22 protein-coding genes are annotated in these 23379 nt (G+C 54.3%); 6 read left to right on the top strand and 16 right to left on the bottom strand.

Annotated elements, in window-relative coordinates; translation table 11 throughout:
- Positions 1-28: 28 nt before the first annotated feature.
- From metQ to proS, 4 genes are all read left to right on the top strand, one after another.
- A complete protein-coding gene (gene metQ, locus L463_RS14235; protein WP_003856132.1) occupies positions 29-844 on the top strand; it encodes a methionine ABC transporter substrate-binding lipoprotein MetQ in 816 nt (271 codons plus the stop codon).
- A gap of 106 nt (positions 845-950) precedes the next feature.
- Positions 951-1355: an Rcs stress response system protein RcsF gene (gene rcsF, locus L463_RS14240; RefSeq protein ID WP_015572735.1), complete on the top strand. Its 405-nt coding sequence runs from the start codon at positions 951-953 to the stop codon at positions 1353-1355.
- Positions 1352-2059: a tRNA (N6-threonylcarbamoyladenosine(37)-N6)-methyltransferase TrmO gene (tsaA, locus tag L463_RS14245; protein WP_017694476.1), complete on the top strand. Its 708-nt coding sequence runs from the start codon at positions 1352-1354 to the stop codon at positions 2057-2059. The genes rcsF and tsaA overlap by 4 nt, the downstream gene beginning before the upstream one ends.
- 112 nt (positions 2060-2171) lie before the next feature.
- Positions 2172-3890 carry a proline--tRNA ligase gene (gene proS, locus L463_RS14250; protein WP_023295954.1) on the top strand — a complete coding sequence of 573 codons (1719 nt, stop codon included), beginning with the start codon at positions 2172-2174 and terminating at the stop codon, positions 3888-3890.
- A gap of 45 nt (positions 3891-3935) precedes the next feature.
- Here the strand turns inward: proS and nlpE are convergent, their stop codons facing one another.
- Genes nlpE through L463_RS14265 form a run of 3 tightly spaced genes read right to left on the bottom strand, consistent with a single transcriptional unit; the run spans position 3936 to position 5632 of the window.
- The gene (gene nlpE / locus L463_RS14255) at positions 3936-4634 is read right to left on the bottom strand and encodes an envelope stress response activation lipoprotein NlpE (RefSeq protein WP_017383734.1); all 699 of its coding nucleotides are present in this window, start codon (positions 4632-4634) and stop codon (positions 3936-3938) included.
- 39 nt (positions 4635-4673) lie between these two features.
- The gene (arfB, locus tag L463_RS14260) at positions 4674-5090 is read right to left on the bottom strand and encodes an alternative ribosome rescue aminoacyl-tRNA hydrolase ArfB (protein WP_006810027.1); all 417 of its coding nucleotides are present in this window, start codon (positions 5088-5090) and stop codon (positions 4674-4676) included.
- Positions 5087-5632: a YaeQ family protein gene (locus L463_RS14265; RefSeq protein WP_015572732.1), complete on the bottom strand. Its 546-nt coding sequence runs from the start codon at positions 5630-5632 to the stop codon at positions 5087-5089. The genes arfB and L463_RS14265 overlap by 4 nt, the downstream gene beginning before the upstream one ends.
- Before the next feature lie 195 nt (positions 5633-5827).
- Here L463_RS14265 and L463_RS14270 point away from each other — a divergent pair, with 195 nt between their 5' ends.
- On the top strand, positions 5828-6028 hold the full coding sequence (locus L463_RS14270) for a YaeP family protein (protein ID WP_003856146.1): 201 nt from the start codon (positions 5828-5830) through the stop codon (positions 6026-6028).
- Positions 6015-6275, top strand: a complete 261-nt coding sequence (gene rof / locus L463_RS14275) for a Rho-binding antiterminator (RefSeq protein ID WP_003856148.1) — start codon at positions 6015-6017, stop codon at positions 6273-6275. Before L463_RS14270 ends, rof begins: the two co-directional genes overlap by 14 nt.
- A 26-nt stretch (positions 6276-6301) precedes the next feature.
- Here rof and tilS read toward each other — a convergent pair whose 3' ends face one another.
- The 13 genes from tilS to rseP form a co-directional block, all read right to left on the bottom strand.
- On the bottom strand, positions 6302-7588 hold the full coding sequence (gene tilS, locus L463_RS14280) for a tRNA lysidine(34) synthetase TilS (protein ID WP_017383736.1): 1287 nt from the start codon (positions 7586-7588) through the stop codon (positions 6302-6304).
- Between the two features lie 58 nt (positions 7589-7646).
- Positions 7647-8036, bottom strand: a complete 390-nt coding sequence (locus L463_RS14285; protein ID WP_003856151.1) for a VOC family protein — start codon at positions 8034-8036, stop codon at positions 7647-7649.
- A gap of 66 nt (positions 8037-8102) precedes the next feature.
- The gene (locus L463_RS14290; protein ID WP_032673125.1) at positions 8103-10235 is read right to left on the bottom strand and encodes a lysine decarboxylase LdcC; all 2133 of its coding nucleotides are present in this window, start codon (positions 10233-10235) and stop codon (positions 8103-8105) included.
- Between the two features lie 100 nt (positions 10236-10335).
- Positions 10336-11295: an acetyl-CoA carboxylase carboxyl transferase subunit alpha gene (accA, locus tag L463_RS14295; protein ID WP_003856154.1), complete on the bottom strand. Its 960-nt coding sequence runs from the start codon at positions 11293-11295 to the stop codon at positions 10336-10338.
- Positions 11296-11307: 12 nt separating this feature from the next.
- The gene (gene dnaE / locus L463_RS14300; protein WP_023295951.1) at positions 11308-14790 is read right to left on the bottom strand and encodes a DNA polymerase III subunit alpha; all 3483 of its coding nucleotides are present in this window, start codon (positions 14788-14790) and stop codon (positions 11308-11310) included.
- Positions 14791-14828: 38 nt separating this feature from the next.
- A complete protein-coding gene (gene rnhB / locus L463_RS14305; RefSeq protein ID WP_023295950.1) occupies positions 14829-15425 on the bottom strand; it encodes a ribonuclease HII in 597 nt (198 codons plus the stop codon).
- A complete protein-coding gene (gene lpxB / locus L463_RS14310; protein ID WP_003856161.1) occupies positions 15422-16570 on the bottom strand; it encodes a lipid-A-disaccharide synthase in 1149 nt (382 codons plus the stop codon). The genes rnhB and lpxB overlap by 4 nt, the downstream gene beginning before the upstream one ends.
- A complete protein-coding gene (lpxA, locus tag L463_RS14315) occupies positions 16570-17358 on the bottom strand; it encodes an acyl-ACP--UDP-N-acetylglucosamine O-acyltransferase (RefSeq protein ID WP_023295949.1) in 789 nt (262 codons plus the stop codon). Before lpxA ends, lpxB begins: the two co-directional genes overlap by 1 nt.
- Before the next feature lie 3 nt (positions 17359-17361).
- The gene (gene fabZ, locus L463_RS14320; RefSeq protein ID WP_003856165.1) at positions 17362-17817 is read right to left on the bottom strand and encodes a 3-hydroxyacyl-ACP dehydratase FabZ; all 456 of its coding nucleotides are present in this window, start codon (positions 17815-17817) and stop codon (positions 17362-17364) included.
- Between the two features lie 104 nt (positions 17818-17921).
- Complete coding sequence (gene lpxD, locus L463_RS14325; protein ID WP_003856168.1) at positions 17922-18947, bottom strand: UDP-3-O-(3-hydroxymyristoyl)glucosamine N-acyltransferase; 1026 nt, start codon at positions 18945-18947, stop codon at positions 17922-17924.
- A gap of 3 nt (positions 18948-18950) precedes the next feature.
- The gene (skp, locus tag L463_RS14330; protein WP_006810039.1) at positions 18951-19445 is read right to left on the bottom strand and encodes a molecular chaperone Skp; all 495 of its coding nucleotides are present in this window, start codon (positions 19443-19445) and stop codon (positions 18951-18953) included.
- Positions 19446-19568: 123 nt separating this feature from the next.
- Positions 19569-21986, bottom strand: coding sequence for an outer membrane protein assembly factor BamA (gene bamA / locus L463_RS14335; RefSeq protein ID WP_003856172.1), 2418 nt, complete (start codon positions 21984-21986; stop codon positions 19569-19571).
- Positions 21987-22017: 31 nt separating this feature from the next.
- Positions 22018-23370 carry a sigma E protease regulator RseP gene (rseP, locus tag L463_RS14340; protein WP_023295948.1) on the bottom strand — a complete coding sequence of 451 codons (1353 nt, stop codon included), beginning with the start codon at positions 23368-23370 and terminating at the stop codon, positions 22018-22020.
- Positions 23371-23379: the final 9 nt, after the last annotated feature.

Below are 23379 nucleotides of genomic sequence, written 5' to 3'. Positions count from 1 at the left end.
CACAAACTCGACGAGTTAAGGATATAACATGGCGTTTAAATTTAAGACCTTCGCAGCAGTAGGCGCACTGATTGGCTCGCTGGCACTGGTGGGTTGCGGTCAGGACGAAAAAGATCCAAACCACATCAAAGTAGGCGTTATCGTCGGTGCAGAACAGCAGGTTGCTGAGGCCGCGCAGAAAATCGCTAAAGAGAAATATGGCCTGGACGTTGAACTGGTGACCTTCAACGATTACGTTCTGCCGAACGAAGCGCTGAGCAAAGGCGACATTGACGCTAACGCCTTCCAGCATAAACCGTACCTGGATCAGCAGATCAAAGATCGCGGCTACAAACTTGTTGCTGTCGGTAACACCTTCGTTTACCCGATTGCCGGTTACTCCAAGAAAATTAAATCTCTGGATGAACTCCAGCCGGGTTCACAGGTTGCCGTCCCTAACGACCCAACCAACCTTGGCCGTTCCCTGCTTCTGCTACAGAAAGTGGGCCTGATTAAACTGAAAGAAGGCGTTGGCTTGTTACCGACCGTTCTGGACGTAACCGAAAACCCGAAAAATCTGAAAATTGTTGAGCTGGAAGCACCACAGCTGCCACGTTCTCTGGACGATGCGCAGATCGCCCTGGCCGTGATCAACACCACTTACGCCAGCCAGATCGGCCTGACCCCAGCGAAAGATGGCATCTTCGTTGAAGATAAAGATTCCCCGTACGTCAACCTGATCGTGACTCGCGAAGACAACAAAGACGCGGAGAATGTGAAGAAATTCATACAGGCATATCAGTCTGAAGAAGTGTACCAGGAAGCCAATAAGGTGTTTAACGGCGGCGCGGTTAAAGGCTGGTAATCTCCCGGCAGTGTAATATCATCAAGACGGGCATTTGCCCGTCTTGTCATTTGTGCGGTCAACTGCTTCAATATCTGACGTTTTGATTATCCACTGAGGAATTATTATGCGTGCTTTACCGATCTGTTTTTTAGCACTGATGCTGAGCGGCTGTTCTATGCTAAGCAGATCTCCTGTTGAACCTGTTCAAAGCACTGCAACCCCGCCAAAAGCGGAGCCAGCAAAACCGAAAGCGCCTCGCGCTGCGCCGGTACGTATTATTACCAAAGCCGACGAGCTGGTCGGTAAGCCATTCCGTGAACTGGGCGAAGTGAGCGGCGAATCCTGCCAGGCAACGAATCAGGACTCCCCACCCAATATTCCGACAGCCCGCAAGCGTATGCAAATCAACGCGTCGAAAATGAAAGCCAACGCCGTGCTGCTGCACAGCTGCGAAGTCACCAGCGGCACACCAGGTTGCTATCGCCAGGCGGTATGTATCGGTTCTGCGCTTAACATTACGGCGAAATGAGTTCATTTCAGTTCGAGCAGATAGGCGTTATCCGCTCCCCTTATAAAGAAAAGTTCGCCGTTCCACGTCAGCCGGGTCTGGTCATTAACGGCGGCGGCGAGCTTCATCTTGTCGCGCCGTATAATCAGGCCGATGCAGTGCGCGGGCTTGAGGCGTTCAGCCATTTATGGGTGGTCTTTGTGTTTCACCAGACCATGGAAGGCGGCTGGCGTCCTACCGTGCGTCCGCCTCGTCTGGGCGGAAATGCCAGAATGGGTGTCTTTGCCACCCGCTCAACCTTTCGTCCCAACCCCATCGGGATGTCGCTGGTCGAGCTGAAAGGCATACGTTGTCAGAAAGATCAGGTGATCCTGGAGTTAGGTAGTCTTGACCTGGTTGATGGCACGCCGGTCATAGATATTAAGCCTTACCTGCCCTTCGCCGAAGCGCTGCCGGATGCCCGGGCAAGCTATGCTCAGGACGCACCGCAGGCAGATATGGCGGTTCACTTCACGTCTGAAATTACAACGCAAATCAGCGAGCTGGAAAAGCGTTATCCTCGCCTGCGTGACTTTATCGTTGAAGTGCTGGCCCAGGACCCCCGTCCCGCCTACCGCAAAGAAGAGGAAGCCGGGAATACGTACGCCGTCTGGCTGCTGGACTTTAACGTGCGCTGGCGCGTGACTGCGGCGGGTTTTGAAGTGTTTGCCCTGGAACCCAGGTAATTTTGTTCTCCTCTCTTTTGGCATCTTTGCCACACTGGTAAACTAAACCACTTTTTTTGTGTCAGGCTGGTGTTTCAGCCTGTTCCAATCGTCGAAATGGAACCGTAACAACATGCGTACTAGCCAATATCTGCTCTCCACTCTGAAGGAGACACCTGCCGACGCCGAGGTGATCAGCCACCAGCTGATGCTGCGCGCCGGGATGATCCGCAAGCTGGCCTCCGGGTTATACACCTGGCTGCCGACCGGCGTGCGCGTCCTGAAAAAAGTCGAAAACATCGTGCGTGAAGAGATGAACAACGCCGGTGCTATCGAGGTGTTAATGCCGGTCGTTCAGCCCTCTGAACTGTGGCAGGAGAGCGGTCGCTGGGAGCAGTACGGTCCTGAACTGCTGCGTATTGCCGATCGTGGCGATCGTCCATTCGTTCTCGGTCCAACGCATGAAGAAGTGATCACCGATCTGATCCGTAACGAGCTGAGCTCTTACAAACAGCTGCCGCTGAACTTCTTCCAGATCCAGACTAAGTTCCGTGACGAAGTGCGTCCACGCTTTGGCGTCATGCGTTCTCGCGAGTTCCTGATGAAAGATGCTTACTCTTTCCATACTTCTCAGGAATCGCTGCAAGAGACCTACGACAAAATGTACGCGGCCTACAGCAAAATCTTCTCCCGCATGGGGCTGGATTTCCGTGCTGTACAGGCTGATACCGGTTCAATCGGCGGTAGCGCCTCCCATGAATTCCAGGTTCTGGCGCAGAGCGGCGAAGACGATGTGATCTTCTCTGACTCCTCTGATTACGCCGCGAACATCGAATTTGCAGAAGCGCTGGCACCAAAAGAACCACGCGGCGCGGCAACGCAAGAGATGACGCTGGTTGATACGCCAAACGCGAAAACTATCGCCGAGCTGGTTGAGCAGTTTACTCTGCCGATCGAAAAAACCGTGAAAACCCTGCTGGTGAAATCGGCTGAAGGTAGCGCTTATCCACTGGTTGCCCTGCTGGTACGAGGCGATCACGAGCTGAACGAAGTGAAAGCCGAGAAGCTGCCGCAGGTTGCCAGCCCGCTGACCTTCGCAACGGAAGCAGAGATCCGCGCCGTGGTGAATGCAGGTCCTGGTTCTCTGGGTCCGGTGAACATGCCTGTTCCGGTGGTCATTGACCGCACCGTTGCGGCGATGAGCGACTTCGCTGCGGGCGCAAACATCGACGGTAAACACTACTTCGGCATCAACTGGGATCGTGACGTGGCGACGCCGGAAGTGGCTGACATCCGTAACGTGGTCGCAGGCGATCCAAGCCCGGACGGCAAGGGTACCCTGATGATCAAACGCGGTATCGAAGTAGGCCACATCTTCCAGCTGGGCGATAAGTACTCGCGCGCAATGAACGCTGCCGTTCAGGGCGAAGATGGCCGTAACCAGGTTCTGACCATGGGCTGCTACGGCATTGGCGTAACGCGCGTTGTTGCTGCCGCTATCGAGCAGAACTATGACGAACGCGGAATCGTCTGGCCGGATAACATCGCGCCGTTCCAGGTGGCGATCCTGCCAATGAACATGCACAAGTCTTACCGCGTGCAGGAGCTGGCTGAGAAACTCTACGCTGAGCTGAGCGCGAAAGGTATCGACGTGCTGATGGATGACCGTAAAGAGCGTCCTGGCGTGATGTTTGCTGACATGGAACTGATCGGTATTCCACACACCATCGTCATTGGCGACCGTAACCTCGACAGCGACGAGATTGAATACAAATACCGTCGCACCGGCGAAAAACAGATGATCAAGACGGGCGATATTCTTGATTACCTGGTGAAAGCCATCAAAGGTTAAGAAACAAAAAACCCCGCCAGTGCGGGGTTTTTTAATGGCTATATCTTATTTGCTTTCGCAGTCTTTCCCCGCAGCAAACTTCGCGTCTTTATCTGCCACCAGCGTTTTCACCAGCTCGCCGCTATCCGGGTTTGGCTCCAGCGTAAAGTGCCCTTCAACCGTCAGCAACACTGGCTTACTGTCGTTGCCGCGCGCGACGGCATAGTCTCGCTCCAGCTGGGCATTGTTCGCCACGCTGACTTTCTTCCCGGTTGCACAGTCAGTGAAGATCGCCGCATCCGCCATGTAGAAATACATCCCTCGCATCGCCATTGGGGTGGCTGGCAGGGTCGCTTTTACCGGGGCCAACGTGTAGTTGAACTGGGATTCAATCGGATTACCTTCGCGATCGAGCATCTCCATCCCCTCGCCTTTGGCGCGGAAGAAGGTTTTATCGCCCGTGGTATCCGTCAATACCAGCTTCTCAGCCGTACGCGCCCATGTTCCGTAAGATGCAAAAGAAGACGGTTCTTTCGCCCCCTGGTAACGCTGGTTCATGACCCAGGTGCCATCTTTTTGCAGAAACAGAGAGGTTTCGATGCCCTCGCAATCTGCACATGGTAATACGCCGCGCCAGCTTTGCTGCATCGGCTTTAATTCTTCATTTTGCGTTGGCTGTAGTACCTGCGTTTCTGAACGGTTATTACAGCCAAAAAGCGCGAACAGGCTTGTCACGGCCAGCGCTGATAATAATGCTTTTTTCACAATACTTTCCTTATGAAAAAGGGTATCCCTTTCGTCACATTATGGGTGACGGACTTTGCCACGCAGTGATTTTACGGTGGATTTCTGCGCCTTCGATGACAACCGACGTTCTTTCGATGCCCGCGTTGGACGTGTTGCCCGGCGACTTTTTTGTACAGCCGTCAGCTCTTTGATGACCGCGACCAGCCGGGCTATTGCCGCTTCCCGGTTAAGCTCCTGGCTGCGATACTCCTGCGCTTTAATCACCATCACACCCTCGCTGGTGATCAGGTGATGGCTGGCGGCAAGCAGGCTTTCTTTATAATACTCTGGCAGGCTGGAGGCCCGAATGTCAAAGCGCAAATGGATAGCCGTTGAGGCCTTGTTAACGTGCTGTCCCCCTGCTCCCTGGGCCCGGATGGCGGTGATCTCCAGCTCGTTATCAGGGATGCTGACGTTTCGGGACAATACAATCATGATGCGGGCTGCCAGGCTGTGAGATGAATTTCCAGATTATTCTGAGAATCGGAAAGCCAGATGGCGCCGTCCTGAATCGTCGCCTGTAGCGCCATCGTCCGGCTGGCGAACGCACTCAGCTGCGCCAGCTGTTCATCATCCAGATACCAGACGGTAAGATTTTTGAACAGCGCACATTTATTTTTATTTTGTTGCCACCAGATCTCCGCCGCTCGCTGGTTGTAGGCAAACAACGCCACTTCAGCAGACTGGGTGCAGGCCTTTTTGATCCGGCGTTCATCCGGCAGGCCAAGCTCAATCCATAAATCGATACCCAGATGATCGTTGCGCAGCCAGGCTTCCGGTTCATCTTCCGCGCTTAAACCACGGGTAAATTGCAGACGCTCGTCGGCATACTTAATCCACGCCAGCAGGCGCAGCATCATGCGCTCCTGGGTTTCAGAAGGATGACGCGCCAGCGTCAATGACGCATCCAGAAACTGGTTACGGTCAAGATCCGCCACATTGACCACAGCTTTATAAATTGTCGCTTTCAGCGCCATGAGAGAACTCCTTTCGAATCAGGCGTACATTGTAGCGAAAACCGCGGCAAAAGGCTGTTACGAGGTGGTGGCGCCCTCTTATCAAGGCGCTGATATTGCTTAAATGAGTATGGTATAGTCACCTTGCTAAACCGAGTTTAACTTCGTAGGCTTAATGATATCTCACAGTAAGTCATTACGCTGGCAGGAGGTGATGTGAATAATTATTGTGAGTTGATTCGCAGACGCTATGCGGAGATCGCCAGCGGAGATCTGGGGTACATTCCGGATGCGTTGGGCTGTGTATTGAACGTGCTAAATGAAGTGGCCTCTGATGAGAGCCTTTCTGAATCGGTCAGGGAAAAAGCAGCGTATGCTGCGGCGAATTTACTGGTGAGCGATTATGTCGATGAATGATACCTATCAACCCATCAATTGTGATGACTATGACAACCTCGAACTCGCCTGCCAGCATCATTTAATACTGACGCTGGAGCTAAAAGATGGCGAAGTGCTAAAGGCAAAGGCCAGCGATCTGGTTTCCCGTAAAAATGTGGAATACCTGGTTGTGGAAGATGCAGGTGCAACGCGTGAGCTACGCCTCGACAAAATTGCCAGTTTCAGCCATCCGGAAATCGGCACCGTTGTGGTGAGCGAATCCTGATAACCAACGGGCAGCCAGGCTGCCCGTTACGCTTTCCATTCAAAATTAACACCCGCTTCAGCCCACCCCTCTTCAGTGATGAACACCTCTGCCGCCGCGATGAGCGTGTCGCCGTAAAACAGAAGCGGCGTGGTATCACGTCGCCAGGGCGGAACGTTCTGTTCCTGCCAGATTTTCTTCAGCTTACGCCCGCCGTTACGACCGACGATATGCAGCATGCCGCTGGTCCTGAAGCGTATGGTAACGTTCTCGTCCGGCTCAGGTAGACGCACATTGCCCGAATGGCTTAACGCAACGACACCGGCATTCATCGGTAGCGTTAATGCTTTTTCCGGCGACGGCCAGTCGAGCACAACGTCAGCCAGCGACGGCACAGATTTTACCCACCAGAGTTGCCCTTTATAGCGCCTGACGTCATAACCATTCAGGTGTATACAAGGTGCGGCATCTTCCCTCGCCTGTGCAACTTCCTCCCAGATACGGTTGAGCATCGCCCGGGACGGCATAACCGCACGGTGGTAAGCCAGCCAGCGACGAATCAGAGCAGCCCGACGCAGAGGGCTCATCACTTTCAATGGCGCAATGTTCAGGGCACCGTCAGCGGTAATCAGCGTATCCAGCTCCTCGCTCAGCAACTCATCCAGCAAGCTTTCCTGTTCAGCACACAGCATGGCGCTTCTGGCCACCGCTTCGGAAAAATGGGCCCAGCGCTCACTCAGCAGCGGTAAGACGCGCAGGCGCAGGAAGTTACGGTCGTAGCTGTCGTCCTGATTGCTCTCGTCTTCAATCCAGCACAGATGATGCTGCTGCGCCCAGGCTTCCAGTGATGCGCGCGTCTCACCCAGTAGTGGGCGGATGAGCTCTGTTTCAGCAAAATCAGCGCGCTCAGGCATGGCAGATAACCCCGCAGGCCCGCTGCCCCTCTTGAGCGCCAGTAAAAACGTCTCGCACTGGTCGTCCAGATGCTGCGCGGTGACCAACGCTTCCCCTTGCTGTAATGCGCCGGAAAACGCGGCGTAGCGGGCTTTCCGCGCCTGCGCCTCAATACCCAGCCCCTCATCCTCAAGCGTGACGCGTTCAACGATCAGCGGGATCGCCCACCCTGAACACACCGCTTCGCAGTGCGCCACCCAGTCGTCGGCATGGGGGCTTAAGCCGTGATGGATATGCATCGCCCGCAGCTGGACGTCAGGCTCACGGTCGCGCCAGAGCTTAAGGCGGTGCAGCAAAACGGTGGAATCCAGGCCACCGCTGAACCCCACCAGCAGCTGGCGATAGGGTGAAACGGCGTGCGCGATAGCGGGTAAGGTCATAGGAAATTACACATAAAAAATGCCCGAACTGAACGGGCATTATCACACATGACGGCGATTACTGCTGGTAAAGCTCCAGCGGCAGCCCGTCCGGATCGTTGAAAAAAGTGAAACGTTTATCGGTAAAGGGATCGACACGAATCGCTTCGCAGGCCACGCCGTGGGCTTCCAGATGTTTTACCGCGCTGTCCAGGTCATCGACGCTGAAGGCCAGGTGGCGCAGGCCGCAGGCTTCCGGGCGTGAAGGACGCGCTGGCGGGAAAGGAAAAGAGAACAGTTCAATCACATATTGTCCGTTTAACGCCAGATCGCCTTTCCAGGAGTCGCGCTCCTCACGGTAAGCCTCGCTCAACAGCGTAAAGCCGAGAACGTCGCAGTAGAATGCCTTACTTTTCGCGTAATCGGTGGCAATGATCGCAATATGATGAACCGCTTTTAAACCCAGCATAGTTTCTCCTTTTTATGATGCTCTGAACGTTACAACCGACAACCCGCCCCTGGCAAGCAGACCCTTTTATTTTAGGACTCTCACCCAGTACACGCCGTTATCATCGCGTTTCGCGCCATGAATGTCCGTTTCAAAGCCCGGATAGTGGCGCCCTACCGAACAGAGCATCAGCAGGAAATCGAGCACCGCCCGGCTCTCCTCGGTGATCATTTCACCCGGCATCAGCAGCGGCACGCCCGGCGGATAAGGCAGGATCATGTTGGCCGATACCCGCCCGACCAGGTTCTCCAGCTCAACGGTTTCAACCTCCCCTTTCACCTGGCGCTGCCACGCCCTGTGCGGCGTCAGCTTCATTTCAGGCAGAACATCAAATGCCTGCAACATCAGGCGCGGCAGATCGTGCTGGCGGATCAGCCTGTGGATCCCCTGGGCCAGATCCTGAATACGCATATTGCGATAGAAGTCAGGATCTTCCGCGTAGAGATCCGGCAGCATATTCTTTACCCGCAGGTTCAGATCATATGCGCGCTTAAACTCCATCAGTCCGCGCAACAGCCCCATCGCGCGGGTTTTATCGATCCCGATGCTGAACAGGAACAGCAAATTATAGGGGCCGGTTTTCTCCACCACCACGCCGCGCTCATCAAGGAACTTCGCCACCAGTGCAGCCGGGATCCCTTCCTCATTCATCACGCCCTGCTCATCCATGCCCGGCGTCAGGATCGTCACCTTAACCGGATCGAGGAACATGTGGTCCGCATCGGCATCCCGAAAACCGTGCCAGCTCTCCCCCGGCGCGACGGGCCAGCATTCTGCCTCATCAATCTCTTCCGGCTGCCAGATATCAAAGAACCAGCCGTCCGCTTCATCTTTAAGTCGCTGAACCTCTTTTCGGAAATGCAGCGCCCGTTCCACCGAACGATTGATCAGGCGTTTACCCGGATTACCGCGCAGCATCGCCGCCGCCGTTTCGATGGACGCCACCAGCGGGTAGCTCGGCGACGTGGTCGTGTGCATCATAAAGGCTTCGTTGAAGGTGTCCTCGTCGTACTCGCCCTTAATGTGAATAAGAGACGCCTGGGAAAACGCGGCCAGCATTTTGTGCGTCGACTGCGTTTCGAAGAACACCTTGCCCGGCACCCGCTCGCCGCTCATCCCACTTTTACCCGAGTAAATCGGGTGGAAATTGGTGTAAGGCACCCACGCGGAGTCAAAGTGGATCGACGGCACGTCGAGCGTCTGCTTGATCCAGTTCGTGTTGTAAAGCAGCCCGTCATAGGTGGAGTTGGTGATCACCGCGTGCACAGGCCAGCCTGCCTCGGGGATCGCCGCGATCTTATTTTCAATGGCTTCATGCGCGAATTCACGGCGAGGAATGCCGCCGAGAATACCCAGCGCATTACGCGTAGGCGACAGCCAGAGCGGCACCACGTCGCTCATCATCAGCAAATGCGCCAGTGATTTATGGCAGTTGCGGTCAATCAGCAGCGTACTGCCGGCAGGCGCGGCGTACATCCCGACGATTTTGTTCGAGGTTGAGGTACCGTTGGTCACCATGTAGCTTTGGTCGGCGCCAAAGGTCCGGGCGATGTACTCTTCGGCTTCCAGATGCGGGCCGGTATGATCCAGCAGAGAGCCTAACTCGGTGACCGAAATCGACACATCCGCCTTCAGCGTGTTACCGCCGAAGAAATCGTAGAACAGACATCCCACCGGGCTTTTTTGATAGGCTGTTCCCGCCATGTGGCCTGGCGTACAGAAGGTGTACTTCCCTTCATTCACATAGGTGAACAGCGCGCGCGTGAACGGCGGTGTGATGTTATCGAGGTATTCACCGGTGTACTGCTGAATGCGGGTCGCAATGTCCTCGGCAACGCCGAGTGAGTATTCGAAGAACCACAGCGCCATACGCATATCATGCGCGCTCACGTCCATGGTCGAGTGAGTGTTGATAAACGCGTACAGCGGAAGATATTCGTTGAGCTTATTGATATCGCTGCACAACTCCATGTCGTATTCGTCCCAGTCGAATATCACGCCACAGATGCGCGGATTGTGTTCGATAAATTTCTGCAGGTCGGCGCTGTTTTGCGGCCAGATCAGCTGGTATCCACGTGCTTTAAGGGCTTGCTCCAGCTCCTTGATGGGTTCGTCTTTATAAAAGACGCCGTGTGGCCCCATGATGGCAATGATGTTCATGGTTTACCTCCTTGAAAAACATCAGATAAGCATAGTTAAGGTAAACGGCAGGTATAAAAAAAGCCGCAACAATGTGCGGCTTTTAGGATAATTGTGAGGCTTACGCGTAACCGTAGGTCATCAGACGCTGATAACGACGGTTGAGCAGATCTTCTGTGCTCAGCACGTCCAGGTCCGCCAGATCTGCCAGCAGCTGCGCTTTCAGGGAAGCAGCCATCACTTCCGGCTTACGATGCGCGCCGCCCAGCGGTTCAGGGATAACGGTGTCGATCAGCTTCAGCTCTTTCAGACGTGGGGCAATGATGCCCATCGCTTCAGCAGCCAGCGGCGCTTTATCGGCACTTTTCCACAGAATGGAGGCACAGCCTTCCGGAGAGATAACGGAATAGGTACTGTACTGTAGCATATTCACTTTATCGCCCACGCCAATTGCCAGCGCACCGCCGGACCCACCTTCACCGATAACGGTACAGATGACCGGCACTTTCAGGCGAGACATCTCACGCAGGTTGCGTGCGATGGCTTCAGACTGACCGCGCTCTTCAGCGCCAACACCCGGGTAAGCACCCGGCGTGTCGATGAAGGTGATGATTGGCATATTGAAACGCTCAGCCATCTCCATCAGACGCAGGGCCTTACGGTAGCCTTCTGGTGCTGGCATACCGAAGTTACGACGGATTTTCTCTTTGGTTTCACGGCCTTTCTGATGACCAATAATCATCACCGGACGTCCATCCAGACGCGCGATACCGCCGACGATAGCTTTATCGTCAGCGTATGCGCGGTCGCCTGCCAGTTCGTCAAATTCGTCAAACGCCAGGCGGACATAATCCAGGGTGTACGGACGCTGTGGATGACGCGCCAGCTGGGCGATCTGCCATGCGCCGAGATCGGCAAAGATTTTGCGCGTCAGTTCCACGCTTTTTTCGCGCAGACGATGCACTTCTTCGTCGATGTTAATATCCAGTTTTTCATCCTGACGGCTCACGGCTGTCAGAGAATCGATTTTCGCTTCCAGCTCTGCAATCGGCTGTTCGAAATCAAGGAAATTCAGACTCATAGTATTCCTGTATTAGTCAAACTCCAGTTCCACCTGCTCCGAACCAATGAGGCCACGGAGATCGTTCAGTAAACGATCGCTCGGAGAGACACGCCACGTTGCACCAAAGCGCAACCGCGCACGTGCATCCGCCCTCTGATAGTAGAGATGTACTGGAATGGTCCCCGAGCGGTGGGGTTCCAGAGACTGACGGAGTCGGTTTAAAAGCTGGTCATCAATTTGCCTGTCCGTCAGCGAGATAGCAAGCCCGCGAGCATATTTTTCCCGGGCTTCGTCAATGTCCATCACTTCGCGGGCGGTCATTTTAAGCCCCCCGCTGAAGTCATCAAAGCTGACCTGTCCGCTGACGATAAGTATGCGGTCTTTTTCCAGCAATTGCTGGTATTTATCCAGCGCGTCGGTGAACAACATCACCTCCAGACGCCCGGAACGGTCATCCAGGGTACAGATGCCGATACGATTGCCGCGCTTGGTGACCATTACCCTTGCAGCAATCACGAGCCCCGCAGCCGTGGTGATTTTACCACGTTCTGTCGGATGCATGTCTTTAAGCCTGTGGCCGCCGACATAGCGCTCAATTTCTTTCAGATACTGGTTGATCGGGTGCCCCGTCAGGTACAGGCCTAACGTTTCCCGCTCCCCATCCAGCACCACCTGTTCTGGCCAGGGCTGGCAGTTGGAATAAGACTGCTCAATCTGCTCTGGCTCTTCCGCCAGCACGCCGAACATATCTGCCTGGCCAATGGCTTCCGCTTTCGCGTGCTGATCGGCTGCTTTCAGCGCATCGCCGAGCGAGTTCATCAGCGCGGCGCGGTGTGGCCCCAGCCGATCAAACGCGCCGGACATGATCAGTTTTTCCAGCACCCGGCGGTTCAGTTTTTTGGTATCGGTGCGGGCGCACAGATCGAACAGCTCGCGGAAATAGCCGCCGTTGTTACGCGCTTCGATGATCGCCTCGATCGGCCCCTCTCCTACGCCCTTGATCGCGCCGATCCCATAGACGATTTCCCCGTCATCGTTAACGTGGAAATGGTACAAGCCAGAGTTAATATCCGGCGGCAGGATCTTCAGCCCCATGCGCCAGCACTCGTCCACCAGGCCAACCACCTTCTCGGTGTTGTCCATATCGGCGGTCATTACCGCCGCCATAAACTCAGCGGGATAGTGAGCCTTCAGCCAGAGCGTCTGATACGAAACCAAAGCATAGGCGGCGGAGTGAGATTTGTTAAATCCGTACCCGGCGAATTTCTCCACCAGGTCGAAGATTTTCATCGCCAGTTCGCCATCGATGCCGTTTTTCTTCGCCCCATCTTCAAAGATGGAACGCTGCTTGGCCATCTCTTCCGGCTTTTTCTTACCCATCGCACGACGCAGCATGTCTGCGCCGCCAAGGGTATAACCAGAAAGCACCTGGGCGATCTGCATGACTTGTTCCTGATACAGGATGATGCCATAGGTTGGCTCCAGTACCGGTTTCAGGCTTTCATGCTGCCACTGCACGTCCGGGTAGGAAATCTCTTCGCGCCCGTGTTTACGGTCGATAAAGTTATCTACCATCCCCGACTGCAACGGCCCCGGACGGAACAGGGCCACCAGCGCGATCATATCTTCGAAGCAGTCTGGTTGCAGACGCTTAATCAAATCTTTCATGCCGCGGGATTCAAGCTGGAAGACGGCTGTCGTCTCCGAGCGTTGCAGCATGTCGAAACTTTTCTTGTCATCAAGCGGGATAGCCGCGATATCCAGCGGCGGTTCGCCGTTCTTCTCGCGACGGGCGTTGATCATCTCCAGCGCCCAGTTGATGATGGTCAGCGTACGCAGGCCGAGGAAGTCGAACTTCACCAGCCCGGCGTATTCTACGTCGTTCTTGTCGAACTGGGTGACCGGATGCTGGCCCGCTTCATCGCAGTACAGCGGCGCAAAGTCGGTGATTTTGGTCGGGGCGATAACCACACCCCCCGCATGCTTACCGGCGTTACGCGTGACGCCTTCCAGCTTGCGCGCCATGTCGATCAGCGCTTTGACCTCTTCGTCGGCTTCGTAGATTTCCGGCAGCTGAGGTTCAGCTTCAAAGGCTTTCGCCAGAGTCATGCCCGGATCGGGCGGCACCAGCTTAGATATACGATCGACAAAACCGTACGGGTGGCCCAGAACGCGGCCCACATCGCGGATAACCGCTTTCGCGGCCATCGTACCGAAGGTGATGATCTGCGAAACCGCATCACGACCGTACATATCGGCCACGTGCTCAATCACCTGGTCGCGTTTTTCCATGCAGAAGTCGACGTCAAAGTCGGGCATGGAGACACGTTCCGGGTTGAGGAAACGTTCGAACAGCAGGTCAAATTCCAGCGGATCGAGATCGGTAATTTTCAGGGCATACGCCACCAGCGAGCCGGCACCAGAACCACGGCCCGGACCTACCGGCACGCCGTTATCCTTCGACCACTGGATGAACTCCATCACGATCAGGAAGTAGCCTGGGAACCCCATCTGGTTGATCACCTGGAGTTCAATATCCAGGCGCTCGTCATATTCAGGACGTTTCTCTTTACGGACCGCTTCATCCGGGAAGAGGAATTCCAGACGCTCTTCCAGACCCTCTTTCGATTTCATGACCAGGAAATCTTCGGTGGTCATGTCTCCCGTCGGGAACTGCGGCAGGAAGTATTCGCCGAGACGCACGGTGACGTTACAGCGCTTGGCAATCTCTACGCTGTTTTCCAGCGCTTCCGGGATGTCCGAGAAGAGCTCACACATCTCCTCTTCGCTGCGCATGTACTGCTGCGATGAGTAGTTGCGCGGACGTTTCGGATCGTCGAGGGTGAAGCCGTCGTGGATGGCGACGCGAATTTCATGCGCGTCAAAATCACCCGCCTCAAGGAAGCGCACATCGTTGGTGGCCACCACAGGCAGGCCACGCGCTTCCGCCAGGGCGACGGCCGCATGCAGGTAGCTCTCTTCATCCGCACGCCCGGTACGGATCAGCTCCAGGTAATAACGATCCGGGAAATACTCTTCGTAGAACGAGACGCACTGATCCACCAGCGCGTTGTTACCGCGCAGCAGACATTTGCCGACATCCCCCATACGGCCACCGGAGATCAGCAGCAGACCTTCGTTCAGCTCCGCCAGCCAGTCGCGGTCAATCCATGGACCCAGTGCGCCGTAACCGCGTTGGTAGGCTTTTGAGATCAGCAGAGTGAGGTTCTGATAACCCGTGTTATTCATAGCTAACACGGAAATCTGCGTCATCTCATCGCCGAGCAGCTCGCTCTGCACATGAAAATCCGCGCCGACGATGGGCTTTAATCCTGCGCCATGCGCCGTTCCGTAGAACTTCACCAGGCCACACAGGTTGGTAAAATCGGTGATCGCCAGCGCAGGCATGCCAAGCGAGGCCGCCTTTTTTACCAGCGGCCCGGTCTTTGCCAGCCCATCGATCATGGAGTAGTCGCTATGCACCCGCAGGTGTACGAAACGTGGTTCAGCCATCTTCAGATCCCGCGTTACTTAATTGCTTGCGTCTTGATTCAGGACACCAGTCCCAGCGAGCGTTTCACCGGGCCAAAGCTGCGCCGATGATGTTCAGTTGCGCCATGTTCAGCCAGCTTTTCCAGATGGAAAGCCGTTGGATATCCCTTGTGCTGGGCGAAACCATACGCGGGATAAGTGAGGTCCAGCGCGGCCATTTCGGCATCGCGCGTCACTTTGGCAATGATTGACGCCGCACTGATTTCTGCGACGCGGCTATCGCCTTTAACAACAGCCATGGAAGGCATCGGCAGCGCCGGGCAACGGTTACCGTCGATCAGCACATACTCAGGCACAATCTTCAGGCCAGCAACGGCACGCTGCATCGCCAGCATGGTGGCGTGCAGAATGTTCAGATCGTCGATCTCATCCGGCTCTGCGCGCCCGAGACTCCAGGCCAGCGCCTTTTCTTTAATTTCATCGAACAGCGCCAGGCGACGCTTTTCACTCAGTTTTTTCGAGTCGTTCAGGCCAACGATCGGGCGGGCTGGATCGAGGATCACCGCCGCGGTCACAACGGCACCCACTAACGGGCCACGACCGACTTCATCCACACCGGCAACGAGGTGGGTATGGGGATAAATAAATTCCATCATTGTGCTAACTCCAGCACCGCATCGGCCGCCTGCTCATCAGCATTACAGCGGATCAATTGATGCAGTTCACGGAAGGTATCATGCATCTGGTGGCTGGTTTTACCGTTGGCCAGCAGCGGCAGTAATGCATCAGCCAGCGCCTGCGGCTGGCATTCATCCTGCAAGAGCTCTTTCACCAGTTCGCGACCCGCAAGCAGGTTTGGCAGGGATACGTAATCTGTTTTTACCAGACGTTTTGCCAGCCAGAAGGTAAATGGCTTCATGCGATAACCGACCACCATTGGGCATTTTGCCAGCATACACTCCAGCGCAGCCGTGCCGGAAGCCAGTAGTGCAGCATCGCTCGCAAACATGGCTTGCCGCCCTTTCCCGTCCAGCAGGCGGACGTGAAGATCCGGGGCGACGTCGGCTTTGATACGCTCAAACTGCTCGCGGCGTTTGGCATTCACCAGCGGCACGACCACTTCAAGATCGGGGTAAGTCTTGCGAAGAATTTGCGCCGTTTTCAGGAAATCGGCACTGAGCATTTCAACTTCCGCACCCCGGCTCCCTGGCAGCAGCGCCAGACAGTGCACATCATGCGGGATGCCCAGTTCATCACGCGCCGCGTTTTTATCCGGATCCAGCGGCATGGCATCCGCCATGGTATGACCGATAAAACGGCACGGGACATTAAATCTGTCGTAAAACGCTTTTTCGAAAGGCAGAAAAGCCAGCACCAGATTGGTGGACCGTCCGATTTTGAAAACGCGTTTCTGTCGCCACGCCCACACGGACGGGCTGACGTAATGGATAGTTTTGATCCCCTGCTTTTTCAGGTTCCCTTCAAGGGTAATATTGAAGTCAGGCGCATCAATGCCGACAAATACATCGGGCTTGAGGTCGGTAAAGCGGCGGGTAAGGTCGGCGCGAATATGCAGCAGGCGACGCAAGCGGCCCAGCACTTCGACGATGCCCATCACAGCCAGCTCTTCCATTTCATACCAGGCTTCACAGCCTTCGGCCTGCATCAGCGGCCCAGCCACACCCACAAAGCGGGCATTGGGTACACGGGCTTTAAGCGCGCGGATAAGACCTGCACCAAGAATATCGCCGGAGGTTTCTCCGGCGACCAGGGCGATGGTAAGCGGACGACTGTCGACCATTAACGAATCAGACCACGGGTTGAACGTTCAAAGAATTCCATGAACATCTTCACTTCAGGGTGCTTATTCGCCAGCTCGGCAATTTCCGGCTTCGCCTCTTCCAGCGTTTTACCGCTACGGTACAGCAGTTTGTACGCGTTGCGGATGGCAGTAATCGCTTCGCGACTAAAACCACGACGCTTGAGACCTTCGATGTTCACGCCAAACGGCGTGGCATGGTTGCCCTGCGCAATCACAAACGGTGGGACGTCCTGCGCCACACCGGAGCATCCGCCGACCATCACGTGTGCACCAATGATGCAGAACTGATGGACTGCGGTCATGCCGCCAATAATTGCGAAATCATCGACCGATACGTGTCCCGCCAGCGTTGCGTTGTTGGCGAGAATACAGCGGCTACCCACGGTACAGTCGTGCGCAATGTGCGCATTAACCATAAACAGGTTGTCGCTGCCCACCTTCGTCAATCCACCGCCTTGCGTTGTACCACGATGAATGGTGACGCTTTCGCGAATGCGGTTACGATCGCCGATTTCCACGCGGGTCGGTTCGCCAGCATACTTAAGATCCTGGTTAACTTCGCCGATGGAGGCGAACTGATAGATCTCATTGTTGCAGCCAATGGTGGTATGACCATTCACGACAACGTGAGATTTCAGTACTGTACCCTCACCAATTTCGACATGGGGTCCAACAATACAAAACGGGCCAATGTGGACGTTGGCACCAATGATGGCACCCGTTTCCACAATGGCGGTAGGATGAATAAAGGCGGATTTATCAATCACGTATCAGGCCTCCCGGCTACGCGCACACATCATTGTCGCTTCGCAAACAACTTTGCCGTCAACCATAGCTACGCCTTTGAAGCGAGTCAGGCCGCGACGCGTTTTTTCAAAAGTGACTTCCATGATCATTTGATCACCAGGCACGACCGGACGCTTGAAGCGCGCTTCATCGATACCCGCGAAGTAATAGAGTTCACCCGGTTCCAGTTTACCTACGCTTTTAAACGCCAGAATACCGGTAGCCTGTGCCATCGCTTCCAGGATCAATACACCCGGGAAGATAGGCTTACCAGGGAAGTGCCCCTGGAAGAACGGCTCGTTAACGGAGACATTTTTCACTGCGCGCAGAAAGCGACCTTCTTCAAAATCCAGCACACGGTCTACCAGTAAAAACGGATAGCGGTGCGGCAGAAGTTCTAAAATCTCTTCAATATGCAGAGTATGAGTGTCAGTAGTCAAAATACTCTTCCTGTCAAATGTACTAAGTAGCAATAATAACACGGCCTGCCGGTTTATAAACAAAGCCGACAGGCCGGGAAATTTAGCGTTAAACGGATGAACGCTTAGTCTTGTTGATCGATTTTGCGCTCAATCGCTTTGAGTCGCTTGCTCATATCATCAATATTCATCACCAGTGCAGCTGTTTTACGCCAGACCTTGTTCGGTTGCAGCGGAATACCTGAGGAATAAACGCCAGGCTCAGTGATTGGACGCATCACCATACCCATCCCCGTCACCGTGACTTTGTCGCATATTTCCATATGGCCATTGATCACGCTGGCACCGCCAATCATGCAGTAACGGCCAATTTTCAGGCTGCCTGCCATGATAACACCACCCGCAACTGCGGTATTGTCGCCAATCACAACGTTATGTGCAATCTGGCACTGGTTGTCTATGATAACACCGTTACCAATAATGGTGTCGTCAAGCGCACCGCGGTCGATAGTTGTGCAAGCGCCGATCTCTACACGATCGCCGATAATCACGCGACCCAGCTGAGGGATCTTAACCCAGTTACCCCGATCGTTGGCGTAACCAAATCCGTCAGAACCAATCACCGTGCTGGACTGTACGAGACAATTCTCGCCAATCTCAACCTCATGGTAGACAGAGACATTGGCCCACAGACGAGTCCCTGCGCCAATTTTCGTATTTTTTCCAACAAAGCAGCCAGGGCCAATCACCACGTTATCACCCAAAACAACGCCGGATTCGATAACGGCGTTTGCGCCGACTGATACGTTGTTACCCAGCTGAGCCGTCGGATCAATCGCAGCACTGGCTGCAATGTTCTGTGCCGGCTGCGGCGTGGTATCAAGAATTTGGGCCATGCGCGCATAGGTCAGGTAGGGATTTTTCACTACCAGTGCAGCGCTAGTGGCAAACGGAAGATCGTCCTGCGTCAGCACAACGGCAGACGCCTGGCACTGGGCCAGGTGTTCACGGTACTTAGGGCTTACCATGAAGGTAATAGTGCCTGCTTTAGCAGATTGCATGGACGCAACAGCGGTGATGACGATATCGCCATCACCGTGTAATTCTGCATCCAACTGCTGAGCTAAATCAGCCAGTCGAATTGAAGGCATTACTTATTTAACCTGTTTCAGAACATCAGCGGTGATGTCTTTAACATCGCTGCTGTTGAATGCAACGGCGTTCGCATCAACAACCAGATCGATGCTCTGATCGGCTGCTACTGCTTTAACGGCAGACTGAATACGCGTCACCAGTTTGCCACGCTCTTCGTTAGAACGACGCTGACGATCCTGCTCGAAAGCCTGTGCTTTCTGAGAGAAGGTCTGGCGCTGAGACATGACGTCTTTTTCCAGTTTGCTGCGCTCGCTCGCTTTCATGGTAGAACCATCACGCTGAAGACGCTGCATCTTGGACTGAAGATCACCTTCCATACGTTGCAGTTCGCTCGCACGGCCTTTGAATTCGTTTTCCAGCGTTGCAGAAACACCGGTTTTCTGTGCAACCTGCTGGAACAAATTACCCATGTTGACGATTGCAATTTTATCCGCTGCCTGAGCAGAAGTTGCCATCGCTAAACCGAGACCTGCAGCTAATAACCACTTTTTCACAATTAACTCCTTACCATCCCATTGGCACCCGAGGGGTACCGTTCTTTGCGTGGCAAGGCGACCGTGTTACCGATCGCCGGTTGTCAGCGCTACACTGCCAACGCATTCCATTGCAGCGGATTATTACCAGGTTTTACCAATGTTAAACTGGAACTGCTCCGCTTTGTCTCCATCGTATTTCTTAAACGGCTGGGCGTAAGAGAAGACCAACGGCCCCAGCGGTGACATCCATTGTAATGCGATACCTGCGGACATGCGAATGTTGCTCGGATCGCTGTAGTCCGGAACCCCCGCCGCACGCATCTGGGCGGTGTTCTCCCAGTTGGTGTCCCACACCGTACCTGCATCCATAAAGAAGGAGGTACGCACGGAGTTCGCATACTTATCACTGATAAACGGCGTAGGCGTGATGAACTCGAGGCTCGCCACGGCCATAGCGTTACCACCTACTGCGTCATCAGAGCTACATACTTGCTTAGGATCACGGCTTGCGCAGTTATCTTCGTCATTACCGCCGTAATAAACCGCTTTCGGACCAATGTTATTGGACTGGAAGCCACGCACGGTGCTTGAACCACCGGCGTAGAAGTTTTCATAGAACGGCAGTTCTTTGCTTCCAATACCGTCACCATAACCCCAACGGGTACGACCCAGAACGACCCACTTGTGATCTTCATCAATTGGGAAGTAGGACGCTGTATCCAGCGTGACCTTGTAGAACTCGTTATCCGAGCCCGGGATAGTCACTTTACCGTTCAGGTTGACGCGTGAACCTTCCGTCGGGAAGTAGCCACGGTCAAGACGGTTGTAGGTCCAACCGTAGTTGAAGGTGAAGTCATCCGCGGCGAAACCGTTATCATCGCTGGACGTACTCGCCGACTGACCGATGGAGTCCAGGTAACGCCACATCGCCACCTGCGGTTGCATGTTGGACAGGTCGTTATGCACGTACCCTAAACCTGCGCGCAAGGTGTTGTATTCGTTAACCGGGAAGCCAAGCGTACCGTCCAGACCGTAACTCTTGTTGGTATACGAGGAGAGGTCCGCGTCGTCCGCTTTAAAGTCGTTATAGAAGATACGACCGCCCAGGCTTACACCGTCGACGGTGAAGTATGGGTTGGTAACGGAGAACTCAGAGTAGGTCTGGTAGTCGTTTTTCGTCCCGTTGATACCGACAGAGTAGCCCGTACCCAGCCAGTTATCCTGCTGAACACCGACCTGGAAGCTAACGCCACTTTCAGTACCGTAACCAATACCGAAGTTGAAGCTACCGGTATTACGTTCTTTAACTTTATAAACAACATCAACCTGATCCGGACGACCTGGTACACGCTGAGTATCGGTATCGACCGTTTCGAAGTAGCCCAGACGGTTCAGACGCTCTTTACCCTGATCTACCAGATCGCTTCCCAGCCATGCCCCTTCCATCTGGCGCATTTCACGGCGCAGAACGGAGTCTTTAGAGGTATCGTTACCTTCGAAGCGGATCTTACGCACGTAGAAGCGGTTGCCCGCATCAACGTTAACGTGCAGCTTAACGGTTTTATCCGTGTCGTTAATTTCCGGCTGCGTTTGCACACGCGGATACGCATAACCATAACGGCCGAGCAGCTTCTTAATGCTGTCTTCCATTTTGGTGACTTTAGATCCGCTGTACAGATCGCCCGGCTGAATTTTGGTCAGAGATTCAATTTCAGCTGAATGTCCTGCCAGGTTGCCGCTGACTTCAACACCCGAAAGCGTGTACTTATCGCCTTCTGTGATGTTAACGGTAATGTAGATACCTTTCTTGTCCGGAGTCAGACTCACCTGAGTTGAATCGATGTTGAAACGGGCGTAACCGCGATCCAGATAGTAGCTGCGCAGGGTTTCAAGGTCACCCGCCAGTTTCTGTTTCTGGTATTTACGATCGCCTACCACGTTCCACCACGGCACTTCGTCACGCAGCTGGAAGTTGGAGATCAGTTCGTCGGTGCTGAACGCGTGGTTACCCACGATGTTGATCTGCTGGATCTTCGCAGAAACACCTTCCTGGAAGACCAGTTTCAGGTCAACACGGTTACGTGGCAGCGGTGTAACAACCGCTTTAACGCTCGCGCTGTATTTACCGACGCTGTAGTAGAAATCTTCCAGACCTTTTTCAATGTCTGCAAGGGTTGTGCGGTCCAGAGATTCCCCCACACGAACACCCGATGCCTCAAGGTTCTGCTTGAGCATGTCGTCTTTCACCGATTTGTTACCGGAGAAAGTGATGCTGGCAATCGTTGGACGTTCTTTTACCTGAACCACCAGCGTATCACCATCGCGCAGGACGCGGACGTCCTCAAAGTTGCCAGTGGCAAACAGAGCACGGATGGTGTTACTGATATCTTCATCATTAACCGTATCGCCGGGGCGCACAGGCATACTGAGGAGGGCCGCACCAACGGCGACACGCTGAAGGCCTTCGAAATGAATATCTTTCACTACGAACCCGTCAGCACCGTATACGGTCGCGCTGCTAAACAGCAGCGACGCTATGAGCAACTTTTTCATCGCCATCGTTATTATGCGTTCTTCCTAACTAACTCTCTTACAACCGAGAGAAATCATTGAAAAGTGCAAGCCCCATTAACAGCACCAGCAAAATCGAGCCAATGCGATAACTAAAGTCTTGAACTCGCTCGGATACCGGTCCGCCTTTTAGCTTTTCAATCGCTAAAAACAGCAGATGGCCCCCATCTAATACGGGAAGCGGGAACAGGTTGATTATCCCCAGGTTCACGCTAATCAGCGCAAGGAACATGAGATAGTAAATCACCCCGAACTCCGCTGACATCCCAGCCCCCTGAGCAATCGAAATTGGCCCACTGAGGTTGTTCAGTTTCACATCACCGGTTATCAATTTCCCCAACATGTTGACCGTAAGCTTCATCAGCTGCCATGTTTTATCCGTGGCCTCAACGATGGCGCTAAACGGCCCATACTGGCGTATTGTCTTGTACTCATCTGGCAGTGGGATCACTTTCGGCACAACGCCTGCAAACCCTTCCGCCTTACCGCCGCCCGATTTGGTATCCGGGGTGAGAGTCAGTGAGAGCGAACTCCCCTGCCTTTCCACTTCCAGCGCGAGCGGCTTGCCTGGATTATCGCGCACCAGAGTAACAAAGGTCATCCATTGTGTTAATGGCTGACCATCGACTTTAACGATCCTGTCACCCGCTTGTAAACCTGCTTTACTCGCTGCCGATTTGGCCTGTACTTCGGCTAATACCGGCTCGATCTGCGCGCCGCGCGGTCGAATTCCGAGTGCGGCGACAGGGTCCTCTTTGTCTGGCTCAAAGCGCCAGTGGCGTAAATCCAGCACTTTTTCCTGCCGCTGGTCGGAACCAAATGGCGATACGCTGACGGTTGTCTGCTCATCACCAATTTTGGCAACCAGTTGTAACCTCACGGCATCCCAATCAGGGGTTTCGATACCATCAATCGCTTTAAGTTCCATTCCCGGTGTAATTTGCGCCATTGCCGCAATAGAACCCGTGGTGATTTCGCCCACGACCGGGCGCACGCCAGGCACGCCGATGATAAACACCAGCCAGTAGGCGAAGATAGCGAAGATGAAATTGGCTACCGGGCCGGCAGCGATGATGGCAGCACGTTGTCCAACAGTTTTATTGTTAAACGCGCTATGGCGAAGTTCCGGGGCGACAGGCTCAACGCGTTCGTCGAGCATTTTGACATAGCCGCCCAGGGGAATCAGAGCAATGACAAACTCGGTGCCATGCTTATCGGTGCGCTTCCAGAGCGATTTGCCAAAGCCAATCGAGAATCGCTCCACCCGCACACCACAGCGCCGGGCAACCCAGAAATGGCCAAATTCATGCACGGTAATTAGTACACCCAGTGCAACAATGAACGCCGCCAGATTCCAGAGAATGCTCAGCATAAAACCTTC

The sequence above is a fragment of the Enterobacter sp. BIDMC 27 genome (assembly GCF_000534415.1).
GTDB lineage: Bacteria > Pseudomonadota > Gammaproteobacteria > Enterobacterales > Enterobacteriaceae > Enterobacter > Enterobacter hormaechei_C.
Note: the sequence above shows the minus strand (reverse complement) of the source record. Positions and strands in the feature narration are given on the sequence as shown.